This is a genomic window from Paenibacillus mesotrionivorans (assembly GCF_046098205.1).
Classification (GTDB): Bacteria; Bacillota; Bacilli; order Paenibacillales; family NBRC-103111; genus Paenibacillus_AR; species Paenibacillus_AR mesotrionivorans.
In genome coordinates, this window is sequence record NZ_JBJURJ010000025.1 from 25,078 (window position 1) to 49,606 (window position 24,529).

General features: G+C 56.1%; 19 protein-coding genes. 3 read left to right on the top strand and 16 right to left on the bottom strand.

The features are described from left to right. Nucleotides 1–63 precede the first annotated feature (63 nt). Nucleotides 64–1,050 carry a 2-hydroxyacid dehydrogenase gene (locus tag ACI1P1_RS27450; RefSeq protein WP_416219746.1) on the bottom strand — a complete coding sequence of 329 codons (987 nt, stop codon included), beginning with the start codon at nt 1,048–1,050 and terminating at the stop codon, nt 64–66. Between the two features lie 277 nt (nt 1,051–1,327). On the opposite strand from ACI1P1_RS27450, the gene ACI1P1_RS27455 reads away from it, so the two are divergent. Continuing rightward, the gene (locus tag ACI1P1_RS27455; protein ID WP_416219747.1) at nt 1,328–2,206 is read left to right on the top strand and encodes an AraC family transcriptional regulator; all 879 of its coding nucleotides are present in this window, start codon (nt 1,328–1,330) and stop codon (nt 2,204–2,206) included. Between the two features lie 109 nt (nt 2,207–2,315). Further along, nucleotides 2,316–3,629: a glycoside hydrolase family 27 protein gene (locus ACI1P1_RS27460; RefSeq protein WP_416219748.1), complete on the top strand. Its 1,314-nt coding sequence runs from the start codon at nt 2,316–2,318 to the stop codon at nt 3,627–3,629. A 577-nt stretch (nt 3,630–4,206) separates the two neighbouring features. Here the strand turns inward: ACI1P1_RS27460 and ACI1P1_RS27465 are convergent. The 10 genes from ACI1P1_RS27465 to ACI1P1_RS27510 form a co-directional block, all read right to left on the bottom strand. After that, a complete protein-coding gene (locus tag ACI1P1_RS27465) occupies nt 4,207–4,389 on the bottom strand; it encodes a hypothetical protein (RefSeq protein ID WP_416219749.1) in 183 nt (60 codons plus the stop codon). A gap of 180 nt (nt 4,390–4,569) precedes the next feature. Beyond that, nucleotides 4,570–5,781: an MFS transporter gene (locus ACI1P1_RS27470; RefSeq protein WP_416219750.1), complete on the bottom strand. Its 1,212-nt coding sequence runs from the start codon at nt 5,779–5,781 to the stop codon at nt 4,570–4,572. 17 nt (nt 5,782–5,798) lie between these two features. After that, the gene (locus tag ACI1P1_RS27475) at nt 5,799–6,860 is read right to left on the bottom strand and encodes a Gfo/Idh/MocA family protein (protein WP_416219751.1); all 1,062 of its coding nucleotides are present in this window, start codon (nt 6,858–6,860) and stop codon (nt 5,799–5,801) included. A 126-nt stretch (nt 6,861–6,986) separates the two neighbouring features. Beyond that, entirely contained in the window at nt 6,987–10,103 is a 3,117-nt protein-coding gene (gene lacZ, locus ACI1P1_RS27480; RefSeq protein WP_416219752.1) for a beta-galactosidase, LacZ type, read from the bottom strand. Between the two features lie 166 nt (nt 10,104–10,269). Further along, a complete protein-coding gene (locus ACI1P1_RS27485) occupies nt 10,270–10,953 on the bottom strand; it encodes a rhamnogalacturonan acetylesterase (RefSeq protein ID WP_416219753.1) in 684 nt (227 codons plus the stop codon). Further along, the gene (locus ACI1P1_RS27490) at nt 10,953–11,951 is read right to left on the bottom strand and encodes a pectinesterase family protein (protein WP_416219754.1); all 999 of its coding nucleotides are present in this window, start codon (nt 11,949–11,951) and stop codon (nt 10,953–10,955) included. Before ACI1P1_RS27490 ends, ACI1P1_RS27485 begins: the two co-directional genes overlap by 1 nt. Before the next feature lie 337 nt (nt 11,952–12,288). Beyond that, nucleotides 12,289–13,353: a dienelactone hydrolase family protein gene (locus ACI1P1_RS27495; protein WP_416219755.1), complete on the bottom strand. Its 1,065-nt coding sequence runs from the start codon at nt 13,351–13,353 to the stop codon at nt 12,289–12,291. 328 nt (nt 13,354–13,681) lie between these two features. Beyond that, nucleotides 13,682–13,918 (bottom strand): hypothetical protein, encoded by a 237-nt coding sequence (locus ACI1P1_RS27500; RefSeq protein WP_416219756.1) that lies wholly within the window; start codon nt 13,916–13,918, stop codon nt 13,682–13,684. 2 nt (nt 13,919–13,920) lie between these two features. Beyond that, nucleotides 13,921–15,105: an ArsA family ATPase gene (locus ACI1P1_RS27505; RefSeq protein WP_416219757.1), complete on the bottom strand. Its 1,185-nt coding sequence runs from the start codon at nt 15,103–15,105 to the stop codon at nt 13,921–13,923. Nucleotides 15,106–15,211: 106 nt separating this feature from the next. Then, nucleotides 15,212–15,688: a MarR family winged helix-turn-helix transcriptional regulator gene (locus ACI1P1_RS27510; RefSeq protein WP_416219758.1), complete on the bottom strand. Its 477-nt coding sequence runs from the start codon at nt 15,686–15,688 to the stop codon at nt 15,212–15,214. Nucleotides 15,689–16,058: 370 nt separating this feature from the next. Between ACI1P1_RS27510 and ACI1P1_RS27515 the strand changes: the two genes are divergently transcribed. Further along, nucleotides 16,059–17,777, top strand: coding sequence for an ABC transporter ATP-binding protein (locus tag ACI1P1_RS27515; protein WP_416219759.1), 1,719 nt, complete (start codon nt 16,059–16,061; stop codon nt 17,775–17,777). Nucleotides 17,778–18,113: 336 nt separating this feature from the next. Here ACI1P1_RS27515 and ACI1P1_RS27520 read toward each other — a convergent pair whose 3' ends face one another. The 5 genes from ACI1P1_RS27520 to ACI1P1_RS27540 form a co-directional block, all read right to left on the bottom strand. After that, the gene (locus tag ACI1P1_RS27520; protein WP_416219760.1) at nt 18,114–19,289 is read right to left on the bottom strand and encodes a response regulator transcription factor; all 1,176 of its coding nucleotides are present in this window, start codon (nt 19,287–19,289) and stop codon (nt 18,114–18,116) included. Further along, nucleotides 19,267–21,132, bottom strand: a complete 1,866-nt coding sequence (locus ACI1P1_RS27525) for a sensor histidine kinase (RefSeq protein WP_416219762.1) — start codon at nt 21,130–21,132, stop codon at nt 19,267–19,269. The genes ACI1P1_RS27520 and ACI1P1_RS27525 overlap by 23 nt, the downstream gene beginning before the upstream one ends. 123 nt (nt 21,133–21,255) lie before the next feature. Continuing rightward, entirely contained in the window at nt 21,256–22,134 is an 879-nt protein-coding gene (locus tag ACI1P1_RS27530; protein ID WP_416219763.1) for a carbohydrate ABC transporter permease, read from the bottom strand. 18 nt (nt 22,135–22,152) lie between these two features. Beyond that, nucleotides 22,153–23,043, bottom strand: a complete 891-nt coding sequence (locus ACI1P1_RS27535; protein ID WP_416219764.1) for a carbohydrate ABC transporter permease — start codon at nt 23,041–23,043, stop codon at nt 22,153–22,155. Nucleotides 23,044–23,116: 73 nt separating this feature from the next. Further along, nucleotides 23,117–24,475 carry an extracellular solute-binding protein gene (locus tag ACI1P1_RS27540; RefSeq protein ID WP_416219765.1) on the bottom strand — a complete coding sequence of 453 codons (1,359 nt, stop codon included), beginning with the start codon at nt 24,473–24,475 and terminating at the stop codon, nt 23,117–23,119. Nucleotides 24,476–24,529: the final 54 nt, after the last annotated feature.

Sequence of the window (24,529 nt, forward strand, 5' to 3'; positions counted from 1 at the left end):
CGGATATTTGTCCGGCCAGCTTTCTTTGAAGCAGCAGTACACCGCTGTATAAGCGACTCATTTTCAACCAACTGTCATATGCCGGTAGCTGTTGCCCACGAACATCGGCTCCAGCCCCTGTTCAACCCGTTCAATATTGGCAAAAGCCTGGGTGTATACGTGGATCAGCGTATCCCGTGTGCCACCGCCGATATGCGGAGTGGCAATCACCTGCTCCAATTGCAGCAGCGGATGGTCTGCCGGAACAGGCTCCTGTTCCCAAACATCCAGTCCCGCACCTTTGATTTCGCCTGCCACCAATGCCTCGTATAGGGCCTTTTCATCCACAACTCCGCCCCTGGCCACGTTAATCAGCACCGCATTGGATTTCATCAATTGCAGACGCTGCCGGTTGATCAGATGGCGTGTGCCGGGAACCAGCGGAACGTGGACGCTGACAATGTCAGATTGGCACAGAAGCTCCTCCAGCCCGACAAACCGGGCTCCCAGCTCCTTTTCCTTTTGCTCCGGAAGAGGCCGTTGATCATAATACAATATATCGGTACCCATCGCCTTGGAGCGCACAGCTGTTTCCCAGCCTACATAGCCCATCCCGATGAGACCGTGGGTTTTGCCCTTCATCTCGTAGGAATCCGGCCGCAGGGCCCAGGTCAGCCACTCTCCCTGCTTAGTGCGGGTGTTGGCATACGGAAGCTTGCGGTACAGGGACAGGATGAGCATCAGGGTCAGCTCTGCCACACAGACTGCATTGCAGCCGGGTATGTTAGAAACGGAAATTCCTCTTTCCGAAGCGGCCGCCATATCGATATTATCCAGGCCCACACCGCATTTTTGAATATGTTTGGCCTTCTTGGCTTGAGAGATCAGCGCTGCCGTAACGGGAAATACCGTCGCCATCAGATAGGAGGCCTGGCCCAGCTCCTTTTCCTTGGCTGCTTCGTCGCACTGGTCCCAGAATACCAGCTCATACCCTCTCGGCATCCGTGAACGGAGAAGCTCCTTCATATCCGCTGTCATCGTATCGAAGTATAAAATCCTTTGGCCTGTCATGCTGTGCGCCTCCTAAGAACATGGGTAATGATTCCCTCGGTCAAGATTACTGTATTAAGGTACCACCCCGGAGGTAGAGCGTCAATCGGGTATGTGATGTTTTCTGACATTTTGCGTGATGGAACTTTTTTCGAGTTTTTTCTTGTCTGATAAAATATAATTATGCATCAATAAAATTTGCATATAAAAGTGTGTCTGACCATCTGATCCCACTCCGGATGCAGCCAAACCGTTATAATAAAAGGAGTTCTTATGTAACCAATAGGAGGGGTTTTCTTTGAAGCTCCCTTGCCAAACGGTCGGCTTCCGGTTCGGGGAAACATCCAGCCGGACGGAGTTGTTCCAGCTATTCGCCTTGGGCTACGATCAGGTTACCTCTACCGGCTACCAGTGGGACGGGCTGACCCGAATCGACGGGCCCTTGTGCCTGTTCCAATACACCGTTTCCGGCTCCGGCTGCATTGATATTGGCGGCAGCGTCAGGACCGTGGGACCCGGAGAGGCCTTTCTTGTGGATATCCCTGGCCAGCACCGGTATTTTTTGCCCGAATCCAGCCCGTACTGGGAGTTCTGCTTCATTCTGTTCCGTCCGTGGGGCTTGGAAAAACAATGGGAGCAGGCCTGCCGGAGATTATCTCCGGTGTGCACTATTCCCGCTGAAAGCCCGCTGCTCCTGGTGCTGGAGGATATGGTCCGTTCGGGACTGTACAACCAGATCGGGGATGGGTATACCGCCTCGGCGCTGGTTTACCGGTTTATGATGGAGCTTCTCCGTTACGCTTCGGGAGGGGGAACTCGGCAGGAAAACTGGCCTGCTGGTGTAGTATTGGCGGTGAAGGAGATGGAGGCCAATGCGGCACGCATTGCCGGTGTGGAGCAGTTGGCCGAGATGGCGGGGCTATCCAAGTATCATTTTATCCGGCTGTTCAAGCGGCATACGGGCGTGACCCCTCTGGAGTTTCTCACCAAGGTGCGGATGAGGCAGGCAGTTGCCCTTTTGCGGGAAACGGAGCTGACTGTGGATGAGGTGGCCAAAGAGGTGGGTTATGCCGGCAGCAGCTATTTCATTAAGGTGTTTCACAAATGGGTGGGCTTCACACCCGGAGAGCTCCGCCAGCACCGGAGTGTGGTTGGAATGGAGCGGATCACCTTTTAATGCGCAATATTTTACAACCAGGGGCAATTAATTGTCGTAGACCTTGGGCCGGACATTGCCTATGATACCTGTATAAAGCCACAAAGTTGACTAAAAGGAGATTAGGAATATGTCCGGTATAGGTGTACACAAGGCGGCACATAAGCAATATGCGGCAACGCCTCCAATGGGCTGGAACAGCTGGGATTGTTACGGGGCCAGCGTTACGGAGGAGGAGGTGCTGGGCAATGCCCGGTATATGGCGGAGCATTTGAAGCCCTTTGGCTGGGAATACGTGGTGGTGGATATCCAGTGGTATGAGCCGGGTGCCCTCTCCTCATCTTACCGCCCCTTTGTCCCGTTGGAAATGGACGGATATTCCCGGCTGGTTCCCGCAGTCAACCGGTTTCCCTCCTCGGCAGGAGGCAAGGGCTTTAAGCCCCTGGCGGATGTGATTCATGGTTTGGGCCTTCAGTTCGGCATCCATATCATGAGAGGCATCCCCCGGCAGGCTGTACACGCCAACACTCCGATTCAGGGCACGGAGCGCCGGGCACGGGAGATCGCCGCCAACAATATCTGCCCCTGGAACTCGGATATGTATGGGGTGAATCCCGATGCGGAGGGGGCCCAGGCCTATTACGATTCCCTGTTCCGGCTTTATGCGGAATGGGAAGTGGATTTTGTGAAGGTGGATGATATTGCCGCCTCCCGGCTGTACCACATCCACCATCGGGAAATTGAAATGATCCGAACGGCCATTGATCGCTGCGGGCGCCCTATGGTGCTGAGCCTGTCGCCGGGAGCGGCTCCCCTGGAATATGGCGGCTTGCTGGCGGGTAACGCCAATATGTGGCGGATGACCGACGATTTCTGGGATGTATGGCCGCTTCTGAAGGACATGTTCGGACGCTGCGAGCAGTGGTACCCCTTCGTTGGCAACGGCTCCTGGCCGGATTGCGATATGCTGCCCTTGGGCCATATCGGGCTGCGCTCCGTGGACGGTGGCGCCAGCAACCGCCAAACCCGGTTTACCCCGGAGGAGCAGCAGACGATGATGACCCTGTGGAACCTTTTCCGCTCCCCTCTAATGTTCGGCGGTGAGCTGCGGGACAATGATGCGTGGACCTTATCGTTGTTAACCAACGAGGAGGTGCTGGCGGTCCACCGGGACGGCCGGGGTGCCCGGCCTCTATACCGGCGGGAGGATCGGACGGTATGGACCTCGTTGGCTCCAGACGGCGGCGTGTATGTGGCGCTGTTCAATCTGGGGGATGCGCCGGCTGAGGTGAGCGCTGAGCTGGCGGAGCTGGGTCTGGCCCCCGGGACGCGGGAGGCCCGGGATCTGTGGGCACGGCGCAGCCTGGGCCGGGTGGAGGACGGGCTGCGGTTTACGCTGCCGCCCCACGGCAGCAAGCTGGTGAAGCTGGCGCCGGAGGGTTAAGGGGCGGCACTCGTAACGCCCGTTAACATGAACAGTTGGGATGACCTCCTGCTGGTGGGTGAATTGGTTTAACTAGCTAATATTACTGGAAGGCGCACCTCGAGATGTACCGATGGGATGACCTCCTGCTGGTGGGGGAGCTGGTTGAACTAACTAATGTTACTTGAAGGCGCACCTTGAGATGTACCGATGGGATGACCTCATCCTGATGATGGAGCGGGTTGGATTAGCTGGTTTTTCGATCACCATCCAAGCTGCGGTGTGCGGATAGCGGTTTAACGTTGAGCAAACGCGGATAGGGGAAGGCAGTTGTCCGCTATCGTCTGCGCTGTAGACTAAAAAGAGGAATAACGGAAGGCAAGTTTCCGTTATTCCTCTTTTTGCGCCTCTGTGGTGTCCTGCAGCGGGCAAATAGCGGAACCCAAGCTGCCGCTATAGCCCGAAATGCGGCAATGCAGGCCCAATAGCGGACATTAGGCTTCCGCTAACCGAGCAGCTGATGCCTTGGCTGTGGCCGGCCGCGGAATAGCGGAAGCTTTTTTCCGCTATAGGCTGCGCAGGACTGCTAACGGATGGATTAGCGGAAGCCATTTTCCGCTAATCCGGCAGCCTGCCCGTATTGGCTGGGGGTAGAGGCTGGATAGCGGAAAACTCTTTCCGCTATCGCCTCCTGCACCGCCGCGGCGAGCCAATAACGGAAGTTTACTTCCGTTATTCCGTTCCCTTTACCCACACCTGCCCCTTTTACCCCCATCCCCATCACCCACCCTCCTGCTCTTCAGGAGCACTCCGCACCTGTCGTCTTCAGCAGCACACCGTATCTGTTACTCCTCAACAGCACCCTCCCCTCCTCTTCTGCCGCCCAAACGCAAAAAACCGGGACCCAAGGCCCCGGCTACGCAATCCATTGTCCACAAACTAATGTGGCCACCCTACTACCTTAAAGCAAATTCCCCTGCCGCTTCATCACACGGTACATATACAGGCAGGTAACTGCGCACAGCAGCGCCATTGCCGCGATAAAGCCGTACCCGGCCTGCAGGCCCAGCAGCTGCGCATCCCCGCCACCGGCAAGGGCGGCCACTCCGTCGATGATCCACCCGATCAGCGCATTGCCGATAACACAGGCTACCCCCATGGCCGTAACCGTAAAGGTAATGGCCGTCTCTGTGCCCTGGGGATACCGCTTGGCCAACAACGCCATCACCGTAGGATAAACCGGGGCAATTCCCGCTCCTGCAACGGCAAACAGCCACGCGGCGGGTTCCCCCAGCAGGATAGCGGCTAGGCTGCATAACCCGGAAAAACCGGCGAAGATCATAACGGACAGGGTATATCCGATGCGGTCCGTAACCGGTCCCAGCACCAGTCTCGCCAGCATAAAACACAGGAAGAATAAAGACAGCATGCCGGATGCGCGTTCTGTAGTCCAGCCATAGGCTTTTTCCAGGAAATTCACCAGCCAGCCGCCTACTGCCAACTCCGAAATCACCCCGAAGGAAAGCACCGCCACTATCAGCCATGCCACCTTATCGCGCATCAGCAGCCGGAACGGCACCCCTTCTTGGCCGCCCTCCTCCTCCCCCCGGGGGAAGGAAGCAAGCAAAGAGGGAATCACAGGGAGCAGCGACAGGGAGAGCATAAACAGATACATCCCCCGCCAGCCCCATTCTCCTCCTCCGCTAAAATGCCAGCCCATCATCGAAGCCCCGATAATCGGCGCCACTGTCGAGCTGAGCCCATAGAAAAAATGGGCCAGATTCATCATAAAGCCGGTATTTTTAGTGAAAATCCGCGCGGCCATAATGGCCAGACCGATCTCCAGCATCCCGTTGCCGATATACATCAAAAAATAGGACGCCGATAAAAATTGGTAATTGGCCGCCAAATACATCAGTACCCCGGAAGCCGCCATCAGCACAAAGGCGAGAATCCCCGTCAGCTTGATGCCGATCCGGCGGGACAAGGCGCCCGTAAACGAGCAAGCCACCAGATATCCCAGAGAATTAAGAGCAAGAAGCAGTCCCAGTTGCGTGTCTCCCAGGAAAAAATCCCCCTGAATCCGGGGGATGGCGGGTCCTTTGACATTTTCCGAAAAGCCGAAAACCAGAAACCCGCCGAATACGATGGCCAGCAAAAAAAACCTGTTCATTCTGCCCCGCATGTGGGTTACAGGTCCGTGTCCTTCACCACAGTTTGGGTACGGGCCGCTTCAAATACCGTCTCAATCAGCCGGAGCACACGCAGCACCTGCTCATTCTTCACCGCTTGGGCGGAGCGTCCGTCCAGGAGGGCGGCGAAATTTTCATAGAAGCTTTGCGCAGGGGGAGTAGCCTTCTCCACAGGCAGGCGCAGGGTTGATTTCTCCGAGGGAGGGGCCATGGTTTTGGTCAAGCCGACTCCTGCCTGGATCGGGGTCGGCTCTACCTTGGCCACGTCCGGGTTGGTGCGGACAATCTCACCCTCCAGGCTCCAGTCGCGGATCACCGCCGTACCCTCCGTACCCTTCACATACCAGCGGGGTAGCTTGATGTAATTGGTGGTTCCCACTTCAATGACCGCAGTGAGTCCGTCCTTAAACCGGATGGTGGCCGTAAAGCCGTCATCCACCTCAGTGCCGAGAATAGTGCTGAGATCCGCCTTTACACTTTCAATCTTACTGTCCGTCAGCAAAAGCAGCTGGTCTAAGAGATGCACGCCCCAATCCAGCAGCATGCCGCCACCGTACGCCGCAAGCTGCCGCCAATCGCCGGGGATGCCGTTGGCCCCGTGTACCCGGGATTCCACATGGAAGACCTCGCCGGCTTTTTTCTTCTCCACAATCTCTTTGACAATCAGGAAATCCGGATCCCACCGGCGGTTCTGGTGGACCGTAAATACGCGTTTTGCCGCTTCCGCACTCGCTGTAATCTCCAGGAAATCCGTCGAGTTCATCGTCACCGGCTTTTCGCAAATCACATGTTTGCCCGCTTGGAGGGCCCGGATGGCAATCTCCTTATGGGAATCATTGGGTGTGGCAATCAGCACCACATCCACCTCCGCATCCTCCAACACATCCTCGAGACTGCTGTAACCCCGGAGCCCCTGGGTTGAAGCCAATTCCATACGGTAGGGCAGAATGTCGTAGACTCCGCGGACCTGAAGCTGGGCTACCGGCTGGATCAGTTGGGTATGGTAGCTGCCCATTCCGCCAAAGCCGATAATGGCGATTTGATAGATAGTTTGATCCATATGCTCATTTCTTCCCCTTTCGGTAAAGACGGCTGTGTGGAAAATATTGCTCTTTCTCTATTTTACACGCGATTTCCCGATTGCGGAATATGAAGTGCGGGTTCTGTGTTTCCATCGGACAAACGCCTAGAAAAGCGGCTTCAGCACAAAGCGGTTGGTGTACGTCCGGTCAGCCGTCAGGGTGAACTCCGGGTGGACATGGGCGCCCCAGCTGTCGTCGCCGCCGACACCCATTTGCCGGGCGTTAATCCGGACCACCGTACGGGTTTGCCGCGGGAGTTTGTAAGCATGATCAGCCTGCTCCAGCTCCTCCGGTGTAAAGGGCAGCACGGAGAGCTCTACGGCAGGTGCGCCTTCAATGCGCAGCCCATGTCCGCCTTCATCGCGGATTTCCGCCCAACGGACGCCTGTTTTGTTGCCGCTCTCCTGGGGACGCAGATACGGGGTGAGCTGCTCCTCCACCTTTCCTTCGTACACGCCCAGTCTGGCTCCTGCCACACGATCGCAGTAATTTTCGTGAGGCCCCATCCCATACCAGTTCAAGTGGCGGAAGGCCGGCTCCATCGTGAACAAAAGGCCAACCACGGGAATCTCCGGCAGATTGGCGCCTGGGGTGAGCACCTGCTCCACGGTAAGGGAACCCGCAGCATCAAGGGTATAACGTACGGTGCAATGGGACCGGGGAGCAGTGGCAATCCGGTATTCCGCTTCCACCGTTACTCCTTCAGCCGCCGCTTCCGCCTTAAAGGACAGCAGCCTCCGGTTCAGCCCTGCCTCCCGCCAGGTTGTACAGCGGACGGGATGTTTGTTGCCACGGTCATTGTCTGTTACTGCCCGCCAGAAGTGAGGGGCCGGGCCGGTGGCCAGAAGCTCCAAGCCGTTTGCCTTGTAGGAGGTAAGTTGGCCGGTTTTTTTAGAGAAGGTTACCGAGAAATTTCCGCCCTCAGCTGTCAATGCCTGCTCTGTTTCCGTTACCCGCAGGCTGACGCCGGGGACATTCCCTGCAGCCGCTGCTTCCGCTACCGGCACAGGCAGGATAAACTGGCCAAAGGCGATTTCATGGCCCGCCGAAGCCCAAACCTCGTCTTTGCGCAGAAGCAGGGTCAAAGTCAGCACCGCCTCCTCCCCATGGAGAAGTGATTGCGGCAAGGTATAAGGAACCTGCAGCGTACCGGAAGCCAGCGGCGCAACTGTTGCAGCCAGAATTCCCTCCTGCTGGGGCTGCCCGTTAACATCCAAACGCCAGTGAAGATCAAACTCCTCCAAGTTGGTGAAAAGGAAGAGGTTCTCCAGCTCCACTGTGCCCCTGCTCAAATCCGCCGCCCGGAAACGCACGCTTTGGTAGCAGCCCTTCACCTCCGCCAGCTTGGGCGTCACCGCACCGTCGGCAAAAATCAGGCCGTTGCCGCTGAAGGTGCCGTCATTGGGGAAATCGCCGAAATCGCCGCCGTAAGCCAAATAGATTTCCCCATCCGCATTCTCCGTCCGGATCGCCTGATCCCGCCAATCCCAGATAAAGCCCCCCTGAAGCACCGGGTACTTGTCGAACATCTCCCAATACTTGTACAGATCGCCGCAGGAATTGCCCATGGCGTGGCTGTATTCACACAGGATAAAAGGCTTGGAGGGCTGGCTCAAGGCATACGTCTCCAGCGTTTCCACCTTGCTGTACATATGGCTTTCGATATCCGAAGCGGCATCCGTGGCGCGGAAATGGAAGATCCCCTCATAGTGGACAACCCGCGTCGGGTCCTGCTCCCGCAGGTAGTCATGCATCCTCTGGAAGTTATCTCCGCCGAAGGACTCGTTGCCCAAGGACCAGATAATAACGGACGGGTGGTTCTTGTCGCGTTGGAGCATGGAGTTGCAGCGGTCCAGCACATTGGCCGTCCATTCCGGCTTGCTGCCCGGCAGCGCCCCCTCCTCCTCCTGCTGGCCGTAACGCCAGCTGCCGTGGGTCTCCAGATTGGTTTCGTCGATGACATACAATCCGTATTCATCGCACAATTTGTACCATTTGCGGTGATTGGGATAATGGGATGTACGCACGGCATTGATGTTGTTTTGCTTCATCAGGAGAATATCATGGAGCATGTCCTCGTCCCGCACGGCCCGTCCGGTATCGCAGCCGAATTCATGGCGGTTTACTCCCCGGAACATGATCCGCTTCCCGTTGATTTTCATGAGACCGCCTTCAATTTCGAAGCGGCGGAAGCCGATTTTGCAGCTTTGGGCCTCGAGCAGCTGTCCTTCCCCGTCGCGCAAGCAGATAACCAGCGTGTATAGATGCGGCGCTTCGGCGCTCCATAAGAGGGGATTGTCCACAGCTGCAGAAGCGGCCAGAACCAGCGAGTCCTCCTCCACGGTGAAAGAGCCTTCCAAGAGAATTGGCTCACCGGTTACAGCCTGGCCGGAAGCATCCAGCAGGATGGCTTCCACGGCGACCTTTTCTCCGGCGGAGGGAAGGTAGCGGGTAACCGTGGTTTTGAGCTTCAGTTGGGCTTTGGTGAAGCTATCGTCCAGCTCCGTAACAGCGGAAGCATCGCGGATATGAAGCATAGGGGTGCTGTACAGATACACCTCGCGGAAGATGCCCGACAGCCGCCAGAAGTCCTGATCCTCCAGCCAGCTGGCGTCGCACCAGCGGTAGACCTCTACGGCCAGCTTATTTTCCCCGTCAATAAGGTAAGGGGTCAGATCAAATTCCGCAGGCGTGAAGGTATCCTCGCTGTAGCCTACCAGATCTCCGTTCACCCATACATAAAAGGCGGACTCTACTCCTTGGAAGCTGATATATACCGGACGCTCCCGCCAATTGTCGGGCACAGTGAAGGTCCGCACATACGAACCCACCGGGTTATAACGCACCGGGGCAAAAGGCGGCTCCAGGTCCTCTTTTCCCTTCCAGGGGTAGGTGACATTGGTGTATTGGGGGTAGTCGTAGCCATGAAATTGCCAATGGGCTGGAACAGGTATGGTGTCCCACTCTGTGGTATCGTAATCCGCACGGTAAAAGTCAGCGGGACGCGCTTCCGGATTATCGGCATAATGGAATTGCCATGTGCCGTTCAGGGACATTTTCCAGGGAGACGCCCCTTCCTGACCGGCTGCGGCTTCTTCGGGAGTGGAGTAAGGAATATACGCGGTGGCAGCGGCCATCCGGTTTACTTGGAAGATGTCCGGGTTATTGTTCCATTCCGGATACCCGTTGGCAGGGGGCGTATAGCGGAATTTAGGTTTCATCAAAGCACCTCTTTTATCGGGAAGTAAGAGCATACTTTGATTATAGGCGATGAAAAACCCAGTGAATATAAGAGAATATTCGGAACGGTATAACAATATGAATGTCCCCATCAACAAAAAAACCGCCGGGACAGCATCGAGCCTCCGGCGGTTCATAATGATCCTATTAGTCCAGCTTGATCTTGTCCTTCAACGGCGTATCCAGCACAGCCAGCTCCTCCGCCACCAGGCGGGCGACGCTTTCCGCACCGTATTCGTTCAGGTGGGTATTGTCCTGGCTGCCTTCCGGATAGTTGGGATTTTCCCCCGGCTTCAGCCAGGTGAACAGCTGCTCGGAATCCACGCTGCCCAATTGGCGGAGCAGAACGGCGCTTTTGGCGGTGAGATCAATGAAGGCCACCTTTTCCCGTTCGGCCAGATCCTCCATGGCCTTGGGGTATTCCCCGTGGGTGTCCACCAGACGGCCGCTGTCATCGAAACGGCGGCGGCAAACGGAGGAAATCAGCACCGGCACCGCTCCTTTTTCCCGGGCAACGGCAATATATTGGGCCAGATGCTCCTGATAGGTACTCCACGGCTCGGTCCGGCGTTCCTCATCCTCCTTGCTGTCATTGTGGCCGAACTGAATCAGAAACACATCCCCTTGGCCGATGGCTTCGCGGATAGGCTCCAGCCGTCCTTCGTTAATGAAGCTTTTGGAGCTGCGGCCGTTCATTGCATGGTTGACGATCTTAACGGTGCCGTCCAAAAAAAGGCCCAGCTTGGCACCCCAGCCCAGCATCGGCAGCTTTTCGGGAGGATAATCCGCCACGGTGGAATCTCCCGCAAGAAATACAGTCAGCTCACTCATTATGCATGTTCCTCCTTCAAGGGGCTCCAGCCATCCTGGCCGGACAGAACCCGGTTCAAATCATATTTACCCGCTTCTTCCTCTGTCAGAATCTTCGCCCACGGCACCCGGCTTTCCCGTTTGCCCGCTCCGGGGCCGGTGCTGCCGAATTCCTCATACCGGGCAGTTTCCTCCCGCTCCGGCTTCCAATAATGCCAGCCCTCCGGCTTGATATGGGCACCCATCCAGCAATTCAGGAAAACCGTATGGCCGTAATCCCGCCAAGGGCGGCCCAGATATACGGTGTGCTCCGGCGCATCACCGGTCAGCCGGCAGTTGGAGAACACATAACCATAAGGAACGTCCTCATCCGTAGAGGCGGCGGTTATGTACCCGTGGATGGTTTTTTCTCCCCCTTCGGGGACAAGGCGCTTCTTCGAGAAAATCTCGCAATCCGTGAAGACCGCAGTAGCGCAGCCGAAAATAAAGTCCACATCTCCCGCAATGTAGCAGCGGTCATACAATTGGCGCAGGTTGCGCCGCGGCGCTGCATCTCGGGGCCCGCCAAAGGTGGCCCGCTCTACCGGCTTGGGAGGCAGAGGCGCGGTAAACAGGGTGTCCTGGCTGGCCGTAAACCGGCAGTTCCGGAACACCAGCCGGTCGCCGTCGGCATAAACCGCCACCGCTTGGCCTACCTTGTCCCCGCTGCCTGCCGTATTGGCAATTGTCAGGTTCTCGGCTTCGAAATCATCGACGCCGATCAAGAAGGATTGGGAGTTGAAGGTGCCGTACTCCCTGCCGTCGGGGAAGGTTTTTTTGGCGTAGTCATCAAACGTGAGGACAGTGCCTTCCACGCTTTCGCCCACCAGCTTCACACGGGGCTTCAGGATTTCCAGCTTTTCCTTGTATTCGCCGTTCTTTATTTGAATGACTGTCCAGCCCTGTGCATTCTCGGGGATGGCGTTCACCGCTTCCTGAATGGTTGTAAAATCGCCGCTTCCGTCTTTGGCCACGATCATGTTGTTTCCTCCTCATCGCTTTGCCCTTATGGCGTGTTTGCAAACACACCCTAGGCAAAGCCGTCGTAAGTATAAATTCCATATGCTTGGCTGCCGGGTCATGCACTCTTCCCTCTAACGGCGGCCAGCGCCGTTATTCGCCTCCAAAACGCCCTTTCCGATTTCTAACGGCGGCAGAAGACGCTATTGGTGACAAATCCGCTGGACCGGACCTAAATGGAGCTTCATAAGGTCGCTCACTTCCGTTAGAATACGCAAGCGGCGGTTTCTGCCAAAATAGAGGCTCCCCTGTCCGTCAGATTCGCCCACCCGCGCTCTAGTCGGTCGTTATCCCCTTCTATTCCAACCGGCGGAGCCACTGGTATGCCTTCGCTCCGCTGATTTCATGCCCGCCGGTGAAATAATCCACGGCAAGCTCCTCTTCCGCGCCGGCCGCTTCATAAATCATGGCCAGCTTTTCCATAGCCTTCATGGCGCCCTCCCGGGGGAACACCCGGTCTGTATCACCGGATTCCACCAGCAGGCTGCGGGGGGCGATCAGGCCGATCAGCTCGGGCATTTCCGCATCCTGGAGGATGCCGGGAATGTAATTGTCCAGGCAATGCATCCGGGACAGGATGCTGCCCTGGAAGGTATTGGCATAGCCGCTGACTACGGTTGCCCCGATACGCTCATCCAGCGCAGCCGTATAAGCCGCCACCAGGCCGCCGCCGGAAATGCCCATACAGCCGATGGCTCCGGCCTTCACATCCGGACGTGACAGCAGGTAGCCTACGGTCTGCATAGTCTCCGCCACCCGGACGCCCCCGATATTGCGGCCCAGCAGCATCAGCTGCGCTGAAATCCTGGCGCAGGAGCTTTGTTTGGGGCCTGCAGCGATATCCTCCGGCAGCCTTCTGTCACCAAAAGCCAATAGCTCCGGCGCAGCCACCACAAACCCCTGTTTAACCAGCGCCACGGCAAAATCCTTATGCAAACCGGGCTCAGCCCCACGCTCAGCGCCGTCCGGCTCCAGTCCGACAATTTCCCTGCTGCCGTAGCCATGGCCGTGAATGGCCACAACACCCGGACGGGGTTCCGTAACGCCGTCCGGAATCAGCACATAAACCGGCATCCGCATGCCGTCCATGGTGGTCCATTCCACCCGTTCCCGCACATATCCCTGACACTGTACCCGCTCCAGCACAACAGGCGGCTCGTCAGAGGCGAAGGAAGCCCCTGCATAAACCGGTTCATCCGGGGTTGTCCGGCTGTAGGCCTGCACCGGGTGAAGCCCCAGTCTCCGAGCCAGACGTTCCTTCAGCCCGCTGCGCCAAATTTTCCAATCGGTATCCGCCGTATAGGCAAAGGCCGGTCTGTTTTCCTCCAGAAGCCTTTGCAAAAAATCGTTTGTTGCCGTCATCGCCATTCCCCCATCGTTCAATCTTGTACCGGGTGATCCTTTAAACACACTCTATCCATTTTAGAATAATAGCGCAGAAAAAACTTTAAAAATACTTGTCATAAGCGCTGAAAATTATATATATTTGATCATTCCGGTTACGCAAAAGCATCGCTGCCAGCAGTTTTGCGGCAGGCTATATAGCGATCATACACCTTCTCTCGAGAAAACGCACACGTTTGCAAAAGACACTGTATAAAAAATCCATCCCCCCTGTTCATAAAGCTTTCCCTCGATGCAATAAAAAAACCGCAGCCATTGCAGCTGCGGTAAACCCTCAACCCATTCCCTATTCTTCGATGTCAATGGACCGGCTGACTGGAGCAGCCTGCTTCTGCCCTGTTCCGGCAGGCTCACAGCATTCCGCTGCCCGCCCGAGAAGCGCCGAAAAACCCAGACGAGCCTCCCGGCGTGAAGCGGCGAAATGCCTCCGTGCTTCTCCCGTACCCGTTAAATCCGCAAGACTGTCCTTCAGCACCGCCAGGTTATCCCATACCTTTTCTACTGCCTGTTTGTCCATACCCATGATCATTCTCCCTCCGGATTCAAATTGCCAAACTGTATCACCAGCGCCTTCCCGGCAAAACGGGCCGACACAATTGGCCTTCCCATCAGCGCGCGGGGCAAAAGCACCTTCCGTTTGTACGGCCCGGCCTGTACGGTCAGTTCCTCTCCCCGCTGGCTCAGCTTCAATTCCTCCTTTTCCACAAAAGGAAGAGTTAGCTCCAGCACATAGCCTTCCCCCTCCCGGCGGATTAACTGGGTCAGGCCACGGTGCAGCACCCCGCCGGCGGCACAGCTGTGAAAAGCGGCGTCACCCAGCCGCTTCAGCATGGACAGCCCGCAAACCTCCTCCGCCATCATCGGAATCCGCAGAATGGGCAGGGGCTGGAAGGAGCTGGCGATCTCCTCCTCGTATTTGCGGTGGATGTCCAGCCAGCCTGCCCAGTACCCTGTTCCCGCCTCCTCGGGCAGCACCCGGTTCACGATTACGGCATCCGTATGAAAGCCGTACAGATTCAGATAGGTAAACGCCCGCCTGGCTTCGGCGATGACCATCTTCTCCGGGTTCACCACCAGCCGGACGGAGGTGACATCAGGGTCTGTCAGCAGCTTTTGCAGCTCCTTCAGCTTATCCGCCAGCTGGCCCACACTGTCCAGCACCCGGTCATCCGGCAGCTCCAAGCCCCCGGCCACCAGCTTGGCGACAGGACGCACCACCTTTAGCAGCCGGCGCTCATGGGGAAAAATTTTCTCCAGCCACCAGTCCAGCAGGTCGGGGTAGCTTAAGAGCCGCAGGGTTTCACCTGTTGGCGCACAATCCACTACAATAGCGTCATACGCATCCGACGATGCGGCTCGGAGAATCTCCAGAAGACAAAACAGCTCCTCCAGACCGGGAAACACCAGCATTTCCTCCGAGGAGATATCGTCCACATCCGCCCAAGTCATCAGCCTGGAAAGCCAGCCCTGCACGGCCCCCCAATGCTTCTCCGTTTCCCGGAGGCTGTCGATTTCCTGGCCCCACAGCCGGTCACTGACCAGTACAGGCTCACTGCCCAGCGGCAGATCGAAGGAATCCGACAAACTGTGGGCCGCGTCCGTGCTCACCACCAGCGTCCGAAGCCCCTCCGCCGCCAGCCGCACCGCCGTAGCTGCAGCCGTGCTGGTTTTGCCAACGCCGCCTTTGCCGGTATAAATAATAATCCGCATGATAATACCCTCCCATTAATACGATTTCGTAATATTAAGCCAAAGATAAACGCCTTACGGCGTCATCTGATTTCGTAACGGCCTCTGACTTCGTAATAGCCTCGCTTCATTCGCCAATCTCAATCTGCCTGAGGGCCGGCTTCTGCGCCGACTGCCCGTTCCCGTCTGCGGTCTGCAGTGCCTTCGCCGCCTTCAGCACCAGCCGGATAAGCTGCTGCAGCTCCTCTGGGGTCAGCGCCTCCCCGATGCGGGACAGCGACTGGTTCAACAGCGCCCTGGCCGCTTGGGCCAGCTCCGTGCCCTCCTCCGTCAGCCGAAGGAGAATAATCCGCTGATCCTGCTCGGACTGCAGCCGCCGGAACAGCTTTTTGGCGGTGAGCCGTTTGGACAGACTGGTCATGGTGCTTAACGGCACACCCAAGGAAGCGGCCAGCTCCGAGGTGGTCATCTCCCCATGATGATGCAGCATCACCACCGCCGCCAGCTCGGAACGGTTCAGCCTCTGCTCCAGCCCCTCCCACTCCGGCACCAGTGTCAATGGCTTCAGACCATGCTTCACAAGTAACTCGAACAATTCATCCATTTTCCCGAAACTCCTCTTGCATAATCACCATCTGCCTTTAGATTACTACGATTTCGTATTAAACGCAAGAGGGGCTGAAGACATTTTTCCAAATATATCAACTCCTATCTATACACATAAGCTTTTTTCCCCTTATAATAAACACATCCATGAGAAAAAGAGGTGAGCGGATGTTGATCCGAACTGTTCGAGGTAGGTAGTTTTCGGGCCGGGCAAAACGCGTACCGGCTGCCAAGGGAGAGCTCTGCCCTTTTTTGGCCAAACGAAAACGAATTACCTGGAACGGTGTTGGAAACAGATCCGCTCTTAGAGCCTGAAGACACCCGTTGTCTTTGGGCTCTTTATTTTTTCTCCGGGAGGCTTAATCTGTATGTTAAAAAAAGCAATGCTCATGTACAAATGGACCATATTCATTTATATCCTCATGGGAGTCACCACCCAGTTTTTGGGCACGGCAGGAATCCGTGTGTTCCAAAAGCTGCTGGACCATATCGCCCAAGCCACTGGACTGCGGGATGGTTTTACTCTACTTTTCCTGTACGGCGCCATGCTGATCGGGGCAACTCTGCTCCATTATCTGCAGGAATATCCCCATACTGTTCTTTCAACAGGCATTTCCGAACAGCTGAAGGTGATGGCGCTTGGCAAAGTGTCCGGAATGGACTATGCCGCTTACCAAAACACCGGCACCGGAGATTTAATCAAGCTCATCGACAATGGCGCGCATGCGGGGAAAAACATCCTTCATTCCTTTTTTCTGCGCATTCTCCATGAGCTGCTGCCCGGTTTGCTGTTCAGCCTGTTTTTCATCAGTCTCTATAATCCACAGCTTATGCTGGTCATCGGCATCGGCTATCTGGCTGTTTTCCTGCTCAGCCAGCTGCTGCTGGGCAGGCTGTACCGGATCAAGTCCAAGCTTCTGGCCAACCAGGAGAAAATGTCCGCCTTGTCCGTCAGGGGATTTATGGAGCTGGCTGTATTCCGGCTGAATAGGAGATACAAAAAAGAGCTGGAGCTGCTCCAGGCTACTGCGGGGGAAATCGTCAGGAACAGCGTCCGGATCAGAATGATCCACGAAGCTTTTTTTGCCCTGTTTGCCCTGCTGGTTATTATGATCAAGCTGGCCGTTCTGGTGTACGGCGCCCGCAGTTTGCTGGCCGGCCATTCCTCCATCGGCACTCTTGCAGCCATGATCATGTTTGTGGATCAAATTTATTCGCCCATTGCCATCTTCAACGTGCTTTATGTGGAATACAAGCTGAACGCAGTGGCTTACCGGAGGTTTGAGGAAACTTTGAACGGGCCGGAGGACGCCAATTTGCATGTGGGAAAAGAAGTGGATCTTCTGCGGGGAAAAGTGGATTTTCAGGATGTCTCCTTCGGTTATGAGGGCCGCGGGGTTCTGAACCATGTGACGTTCTCCATCGAACCCGGCTGCTCTACCGCGATTATCGGAGCCAGCGGCAGCGGCAAATCCACCATCATCAAGCTGATGCTGGGGCTTCTGAAGAAATCCTCCGGGCACATTCTGGTGGATGGGACCGACATTGACAGCCTGAAGCTGGACAGTCTGTACCGCCATCTGTCGTACATCTCCCAGGAGGCTCCGGTATTCGACACCTGTATCCGGGAAAATATCCTGTTCGATGAAGAGCGGCCGGATGAGGAGATTTATCGCATGTTGGAGCAGGTGCAGCTTAAGGAGAAGGTGCAGGCTCTTCCCGAAGGGCTGGAAACTAAGATCGGAGAAAAAGGCATGAAGCTGTCCGGGGGCGAAAAGCAGCGGCTGGCCTTTGCCAGAGTGCTAGCCCAACAGCGGAATCTGGTCATTCTGGACGAACCCGTCTCTGCCTTGGACAACAAAACAGAAAAAAGCCTGATGGACACCATCCTGAACCAGCTTGCAGGCAAAACCCTGGTCATCGTCACCCACCGCCTCCGCTCCATCCGGCATGTGGATACCATTATTCTGGTCCGTAACGGAGAAATTGCCGGAATCGGGAGCTTCGAATCCCTGATGGCAGGCAGCCCCTACTTCCGGGAGCTGTGGAGCCTGGAGGAGCCGGCATCATCGTCAGATGCCGGGTAGCGGTTGATTCAATGTCCTGTTCACTCGTGCTCGCGCATATATTCCCGTTTAAAATCTTCATAGATTACAAATACATCCGTTAATAATGCTTTCAATTCTTCGTAATTACGGAATACCGGCTTTCGTAATTGACCGTTTTCAAGACCATCCAGCTGTCTTTTTATGATTCCCCATGTCCCGCCAACCGTAAGCTCAGAATGCTTCCATACCGACCATATCAATTCGGCTGCACCGTATCTTAACGAGATCACAAATTGAAATTTATATGGATTCTGCGTTTCTACAATCTTAAAGAACCTTTCCTTCTTATTTACTTTACCGTCCCCTTATCCTTTATTACTCCGCCCCCTGGGCGCAGGCCTCCCGGTACTGGGAGGGGGTCTGGCCGAATTTTTTGCGGAACTGCTGGGTGAAATGGCGCATGTCCTGGTAGCCTACCCGCTCGGAAATTTCCGCCAGCTTGAGCTTCGGGTCCAACAGCATCCGTTTGGCCTGCTCCAGCCGCAGCGTGATGATATATTCCTTGAAGCCGCTGCCTGTTTTTTGCTTGAACAGCTGGCTGAAGTAAACCGGGTTCAGGTAGACCACAGAGGCTACCTTCTCCAGGGACAAATCCTCATGGAACCGGGCCTGGATATACTGGAGGCCCACCTCCACCGCCCGGTCGCTTCCCCCTTCCACGGCGGTATAGGATTGGGTGGCGGAGGCCTGGCGCATCCGCTGCACCTCGCCGGGCACTGCATTGAAGTCCTTCAGCTCCGCCGTATGGAGAATCTGGAAGGGAATTCGCAGGTACTTGGCCAGATGCCGCCTCAGCTCCTCCAGAAGCTCCTCCAGACCGCCTGCCTCGGGAAACTGCACAATGGCCAAAAGGCTCATACTGTCATGGATGGTCACGAAGCCGCTGCCCAACCGGTTGATCAGCTCACCCAGCACATTCTCCACGATGAAATGCTCCAGCCGTACGCTTTGGCTGCTGTCCATCCGCACCATAATCAGATGGAAGGAAGGGTACGATTCCACGAAGGGCCGGATGTCCAGCCCGCCGATGTCGAAGCCCGAGGCCCACCGCTGGAAGACCGCCTCTCTCAGGAATCGCTGGTTTTGCTTCAGCAAAAACGCCTCCTGGGTCTGCTCCAGCTCCCGGTCCACCTCCTCCCCCAGCTGCTCCACCATCCGCACCAGGGCATCCTTGCCGATGGGCTTCAGGAGATAATCCTTGGCTCCCAGCCGGACCGCCTCCTGGGCATAGCTGAATTCGGAATAAGCGGAAATCACCACCCACTTCACGTGGGGATGGGTTTTCTTGGAGAGGGCCATCAGCTCCAGCCCCGTCATACCCGGCATCAGAATATCCGTCAGCACCGCTTGAATAGGGAACTCGCGGAGCATAACCGCTGCTTCCCCCGGCCCTGCAGCCAGATGAATGCGGTATTCGGGAAAATGATGTGCCAGTGTGCGTTTGATGCCGTCGCGGATTACCGCTTCGTCATCCACGATGAGCAGTTCCATGGGCTTCCCTCCTTACCGTCGGAATGGGCAGGGCAATGGTTACCGTGGTGCCCTGTCCTTGAACGCTGTCGATGCGCAGACCGTACTCCTCCCCGTGCTGCAGGGCCAGCCGGCGGTGCACATTAGGCAGGCCGATGCCCTTGCGGCGGGCTGCAGCTGGCAGGACGGGAGTCCCGCCGTCCATTTCCGGAACCGAAGGGGATTCCTGCGCGGGTCTGCTTCCTCCAGCTGCACCGCCCACATGCAAGGCCTCCCGCAGCCGGGCCAAAGTACCTTCATCCATACCGACTCCGTCATCCTCCACCACAATCTGCAGCTCCCGCTCCGTCGTCCGGGTATAAACCCGGATGACTCCGGGTCCGGCTTTGGGCTCCAGTCCGGACTTCACCGCATTTTCGAAGATAGGCTGGAGAGTCATCTTGGGAATAAGGGTGCCGAGCCACTCCTCCCCGATGTCAATCTCCGTGCTAACCCGCCCCGCCAGCCTGTTTTCGATAATGGTCATGTAGTGCTTCATCTGCTCCAATTCATGGCGCAGGGTGGTTTTGGACGCTTCCTCCCAGTCGCTGCTGTAGCGGAACATCTGGGAGAGGGAGAGAATCACCCGGCCCAGCTTCTCACTACCCCGTTCGTCCAGCATCCAATAGATCATATCCAGCGTATTGTACAGAAAATGGGGATTCACCTGGGATTGCAGGGCGGCCAGCTCGGCGTTTTTCTCACTGACGGAGGCCAGGGTAATCCGCTCGATCAGCTCGTCCATCCGGTTCACCATCCGGTTGAAGGAGGTGACCAGGTAGTTGATTTCATCAAAGGAGCGGACATTCACCGAACCATGAAAATCCCCCGTTTCCACACGGCGCATCTCCCGGACCAGAAGGCGCAGAGGCGAGGACAGGGTGCGGGAAATCACCGTGGCGATGGCCGTGGACAGCACCACCAGCGCCGCAATGACGGCAATGAGGTACTGCCGGGTCTGGTCGATCCGGGCGCTGATATCCGAGCGCGGCGTCATGCTGATGACGCTCCAGTCCGCCATCCGCGGCTGTGCGGAGACAACCAGGTTGTCCCTGGCAGAGATGGTGTCCGGGTCCAGCACCGGTCCTGTGGCCAGCTCATCGGAGGACATGGCCCAGGAGGCATCCATTTTGGTGGAGGCGATGATCCGTTTGTCCTTGTCGGTAATATACACCTTGCTGTTGGAGCTGATGGAGGCATTGGACAAGGCGGACATAATGGCCTGGGGATACGTCTCGAACATGACGATGCCCACCGAACGGTGGTCCGTCAGATCGTACAGCTGGCGGCCGAAGACAAACACCGGCTCCTCCTGCTGGAGCTCGTTCATGACGGAGCCGCGGTACAGCCCCAGCCAGACCATCTCCCCCGCGGAGGCCTTCAGCTTCCGGTACCATTCCTTGTGGGCGTAATTGGCGTCCACAACGCCGGCGAATTTCCGCTCGTAATTGTACATCACTCCGCCGTTGGTAATGATGTAGATGGCGGCGATATCGTCCCGGGAATAATAGATGGCGCCGATGTTATTGGTGATGGTCCGGTCATTGATGACCTTGACGGCGGGATCGCTGTCCCGCTCCTTCATCAGCCGAAGCATCTCGTAATTGCTGTTGAGGGACTTGGTGATGCTGTCATATCCCTTCAGCAGGAGATCGAACAGATCCACGGTCTGGGAGATATTCTTTTCCGCCATTTCCCGGGTCTGGCTGTGAATGATGCCCGTCAGCTTATGGTAATAAGCCATGCTGAACACCAGAATCAGCACCAGCATACAGGAGAGAATCAACAGAAACAGCCGCATATACAGCGTGTTCAACTTCCGCATGGGAGGTCCTCCGAAAAAGCACTGCTTTGTAGCTCTATTGTAGCATGAACCCCTCGTGCTGCGGGAGAGACGGGACAAGCCGGCCGAACTGACCGGAGGCCTCGCTGTAACGTTCCGGCCGCCTTACCCTTTGACCGCCCCGGCAACCATACCCTTGGTTATTTTATCCGCCAGCAGGAAATAAATGATCACCACCGGCAGCGCCCCCAGCACCAGAAAGGCACCGATGGCCCCGTAGTTGACGGAATACTGGCTGACGAAGCTGTTCACGCCGAAGGGCAGCGTCTTCAAGGCCTGCTTGGAGATAAAAGTGGCGGCCAGAATATATTCATTCCAGACATTAATGAAGGTGAGGATGGACACAGTCATCATCGGCGGCACCGAAACCGGCACGGTGATGTGGAAGAAAATCCGGAAGATGCCTGCTCCGTCCACTACCGCCGATTCCTCGATTTCGTGGGGGATGGTCTTCATGAAGCCGCTTAGAATAAAAACGGCGATGGGCGTCTGAAAGGCAATATACGGCAGAATCAGCGCCCAGTGTGTATTCAGTACCGAAATTTGCTTGAACATTTTCATCAAAGGAAGCAGCGTGGCCTGCATCGGGATCATCATCCCGATGAGGAACAGCACCATTACTGCCTGCCCGTAGCGCCAGCGGAACCGGCTGATGGCGAAGGCCACCATGGAGCTTAACAGGAGTACGCTCCCCATAGTAATGAAGGTAACCTTCACACTGTTGAACAGGTACCGGAAGTAGCTTCCAGCCTCAATGGCATTGCGGAAGTTTTCCCACTGGGGCACATGGGGCAGGGCGAAGAAGCTCCCCGACAGGATTTCCTCGTTGGTTTTCAGCGAATACAGCACCAGCCAAACCAGCGGATACAGCTGGGTAACCAGCAGAATGCCAAACAACAGGTACACAAGCAGCTTAACCGGCGACAAGTGTTTCCTGGTCCGGGAAGCAACAGGCTTCACTGTGGCGGTTGCGGCGGAATTCATAGGCGTTGCCTCCTTTTATCAGGAATATTTCCGCTCGAGGCGGTTGAACAGCATGTTGATAATGACGGTGGCCCCCAGACACAGCACCACCAGGAAGGTGGCAATGGAGCTGCCGTAGCCGTATTTCATGGACAGGAAGGACATGTTGTACATATGGGTGGAGATGACGTCCGTGGCATGGGCCGGTCCTCCTGCGGTCATAACCATAATCATGTCGAAGGCCTGGAGGGAGCCGATAAAGGCCAGGACAATGGATATTTTGAAAATCGGAATATTCATGGGCAGGGTGATATGCCAGTCCGCCTTCCAGCCCTCTGCGCCGTCAATCCGCGCAGCCTCGTAGATATCGGCAGGGATATTCTGGATGCCGGTGAACTGGATTAAGGTGTGGTAGCCGAGATATTGCCACAGGGCCACAAAATAAAGGGCGATCATGGCTACCGACGGGTCGGTCAGCCAGCTCCGGGTCAGGCCCGACAGCCCCACCAGCTCCAGCAGCTGGTTGAGCATGCCTCCCATGGAGGCAGGATTATAGATGGTTTTCCACAATTGGCCGATAATGACCACCGACAGAATAACCGGCATAAAATAGCTGGACACGAGAAAATTCGGCTTCTTCACAAAACGGTTCAGCAAGATGGCCAACAGCAGCGCCACGGGAATTTCCGCCATAGAGAAGAGGGCGAAATTCAGGGTCCGTTTCACCGCCGGCCAAAAGACGGGATCGTGAAACAGCAGGGTCCGGAAATTGTCCAGCCCCACAAAATGCGCCTGGCCGATGCCGTTCCAGTCCAAGAGCCCGCTGTAAATGGACACCCCGATGGGCACAAACACCAGGCAGCTGTATAGGAGCAGACAGGGCAGCACAAACAGTCCGATGGTCAGCTTGGATACGCGCAATACGTTCATATGGTTTCCCTCCTCGAACAGATAGCGGTGGAAGAGGTCCGCTCCCCCCTCCACCGCCTTTTTTTGCTGTCTCTTATTTGTTGTTGGACTGATACGCGGTTTGATGCTCCTTGGCGGTTACCTTGGAATCCATCTTTTGGACAAACAGGTTCTGGATGCTTTGCAGGTGCCCTTGGGCTGTGCCCGGGTTCATGGTGTTATCAAAGGCCAGGTCGCCGCCCTTCACATCCTTGAACAGATTCATCACTTCGATGGCCATGTCCGAATAGCCGTTGGCCTTGAAATCGCCCTCCACCTTTTGCGCCAAACCTACGGCACCCTTCACCTTAAAGGCTTCCTTGGGGAAATTCAGCATGAAATAATTCAGGAAGTCCTTGGTTTCCTTCAGGTGTTTACTGTTGGCGGAGATGGCGAAGGCGCTGCCCGGTGCCAGCATAAATTCATTGGCATTGCCCTTGCCGTTGATGGTCGGGAATTTGAACACCCCTACCTTGCCGTTGACGGAGGAGGTTTCTATGCCGCCGGTAGCCCAGCTGCCCATAAAGTACATGGCCGCTTTCCCGGTTTTGAACAGGTTTTCCCCTGCATTGTAATCAAAGGAGGTGGCGCCCTCCTGGAAGGCCCCTGCCTGCACAAGGGATTGGAAAGCATCGATGGCTTCCACAAACGCCGGGTCCTCGAAGGTTCTTTTGCCGGCAATTACGTCGGAGAGGAAACCCGGTCCGTTATTGGTGCGCAGCAGCATGTTCATGAACAGGAAGGAGCCCGTCCAGGTATCCTTTTCGCCGATGGCCATGGGCGTGATTTTCTTCTCCTTGAGGGTTTTGACCGCACTCACCATTTCCTCAAAGGTGGACGGCACCTTGACTCCAGCTTGAGCGAACAGCTCTTTATTGTAGAAGACGACTGCGATGTTATTTCCGTCCGGCAGGGCGTACAGATTTTTGTCGAAGGTGTAATAATCGAGAATGCCTTCCTGGAAGGTGGCCTTCAGGCCGTTTTGCTCCACCATGTCATTCAGGGGGGCCAGCAGCTTGGCATCCACATACGGCTTCATCTGTGCCGACGGGTTCACGATGGTGATGTCCGGCACCTCGTTGGAGGCTGCCTGGGTTTTCAGCTTCAGCTTCTGCTGGTCGGTATTCAGGGAATCCAGTTCAATCTTGATGTTGGGGTGTTCCGCCTCATAAGCGGCGACGATTTTCTTCATCAGGCCGTTTTTGGGATCGGTGGGATCGGGATAAATGTTCTGGAAGGTAATGGTGATTTTGTCTCCCTTGGACCCGGAGGAGGCTTCCTTGGTGGCAACCGGTGCCTTGGTGGCATCCGGGCTTGCACTGCCTGCGCCGGAGCTGTTGCCGCCGCAAGCGGCCAACCCCAGAGTCAGGGTGCCTGCCAGCGCCAGATTGATCCATTTGAACCGATGTTTCATAAACAAATCCCCCTTATGCTTTGATACGGTCATTATCCCTTTTCTTGTAAGTGT

Excerpts from the sequence above, each read along its gene's own strand:
- ACI1P1_RS27450 (WP_416219746.1), bottom strand. The coding sequence starts at position 1,050 with ATGACAGGCCAAAGGATTTTATACTTCGATACGATGACAGCGGATATG.
- ACI1P1_RS27460 (WP_416219748.1), top strand. The coding sequence starts at position 2,316 with ATGTCCGGTATAGGTGTACACAAGGCGGCACATAAGCAATATGCGGCA.
- ACI1P1_RS27465 (WP_416219749.1), bottom strand. The coding sequence starts at position 4,389 with ATGGGGATGGGGGTAAAAGGGGCAGGTGTGGGTAAAGGGAACGGAATA.
- ACI1P1_RS27470 (WP_416219750.1), bottom strand. The coding sequence starts at position 5,781 with ATGAACAGGTTTTTTTTGCTGGCCATCGTATTCGGCGGGTTTCTGGTT.
- ACI1P1_RS27475 (WP_416219751.1), bottom strand. The coding sequence starts at position 6,860 with ATGGATCAAACTATCTATCAAATCGCCATTATCGGCTTTGGCGGAATG.
- lacZ (WP_416219752.1), bottom strand. The coding sequence starts at position 10,103 with ATGAAACCTAAATTCCGCTATACGCCCCCTGCCAACGGGTATCCGGAA.
- ACI1P1_RS27485 (WP_416219753.1), bottom strand. The coding sequence starts at position 10,953 with ATGAGTGAGCTGACTGTATTTCTTGCGGGAGATTCCACCGTGGCGGAT.
- ACI1P1_RS27490 (WP_416219754.1), bottom strand. The coding sequence starts at position 11,951 with ATGATCGTGGCCAAAGACGGAAGCGGCGATTTTACAACCATTCAGGAA.
- ACI1P1_RS27495 (WP_416219755.1), bottom strand. The coding sequence starts at position 13,353 with ATGACGGCAACAAACGATTTTTTGCAAAGGCTTCTGGAGGAAAACAGA.
- ACI1P1_RS27500 (WP_416219756.1), bottom strand. The coding sequence starts at position 13,918 with ATGGGTATGGACAAACAGGCAGTAGAAAAGGTATGGGATAACCTGGCG.
- ACI1P1_RS27505 (WP_416219757.1), bottom strand. The coding sequence starts at position 15,105 with ATGCGGATTATTATTTATACCGGCAAAGGCGGCGTTGGCAAAACCAGC.
- ACI1P1_RS27510 (WP_416219758.1), bottom strand. The coding sequence starts at position 15,688 with ATGGATGAATTGTTCGAGTTACTTGTGAAGCATGGTCTGAAGCCATTG.
- ACI1P1_RS27515 (WP_416219759.1), top strand. The coding sequence starts at position 16,059 with ATGTTAAAAAAAGCAATGCTCATGTACAAATGGACCATATTCATTTAT.
- ACI1P1_RS27520 (WP_416219760.1), bottom strand. The coding sequence starts at position 19,289 with ATGGAACTGCTCATCGTGGATGACGAAGCGGTAATCCGCGACGGCATC.
- ACI1P1_RS27525 (WP_416219762.1), bottom strand. The coding sequence starts at position 21,132 with ATGCGGAAGTTGAACACGCTGTATATGCGGCTGTTTCTGTTGATTCTC.
- ACI1P1_RS27530 (WP_416219763.1), bottom strand. The coding sequence starts at position 22,134 with ATGAATTCCGCCGCAACCGCCACAGTGAAGCCTGTTGCTTCCCGGACC.
- ACI1P1_RS27535 (WP_416219764.1), bottom strand. The coding sequence starts at position 23,043 with ATGAACGTATTGCGCGTATCCAAGCTGACCATCGGACTGTTTGTGCTG.
- ACI1P1_RS27540 (WP_416219765.1), bottom strand. The coding sequence starts at position 24,475 with ATGAAACATCGGTTCAAATGGATCAATCTGGCGCTGGCAGGCACCCTG.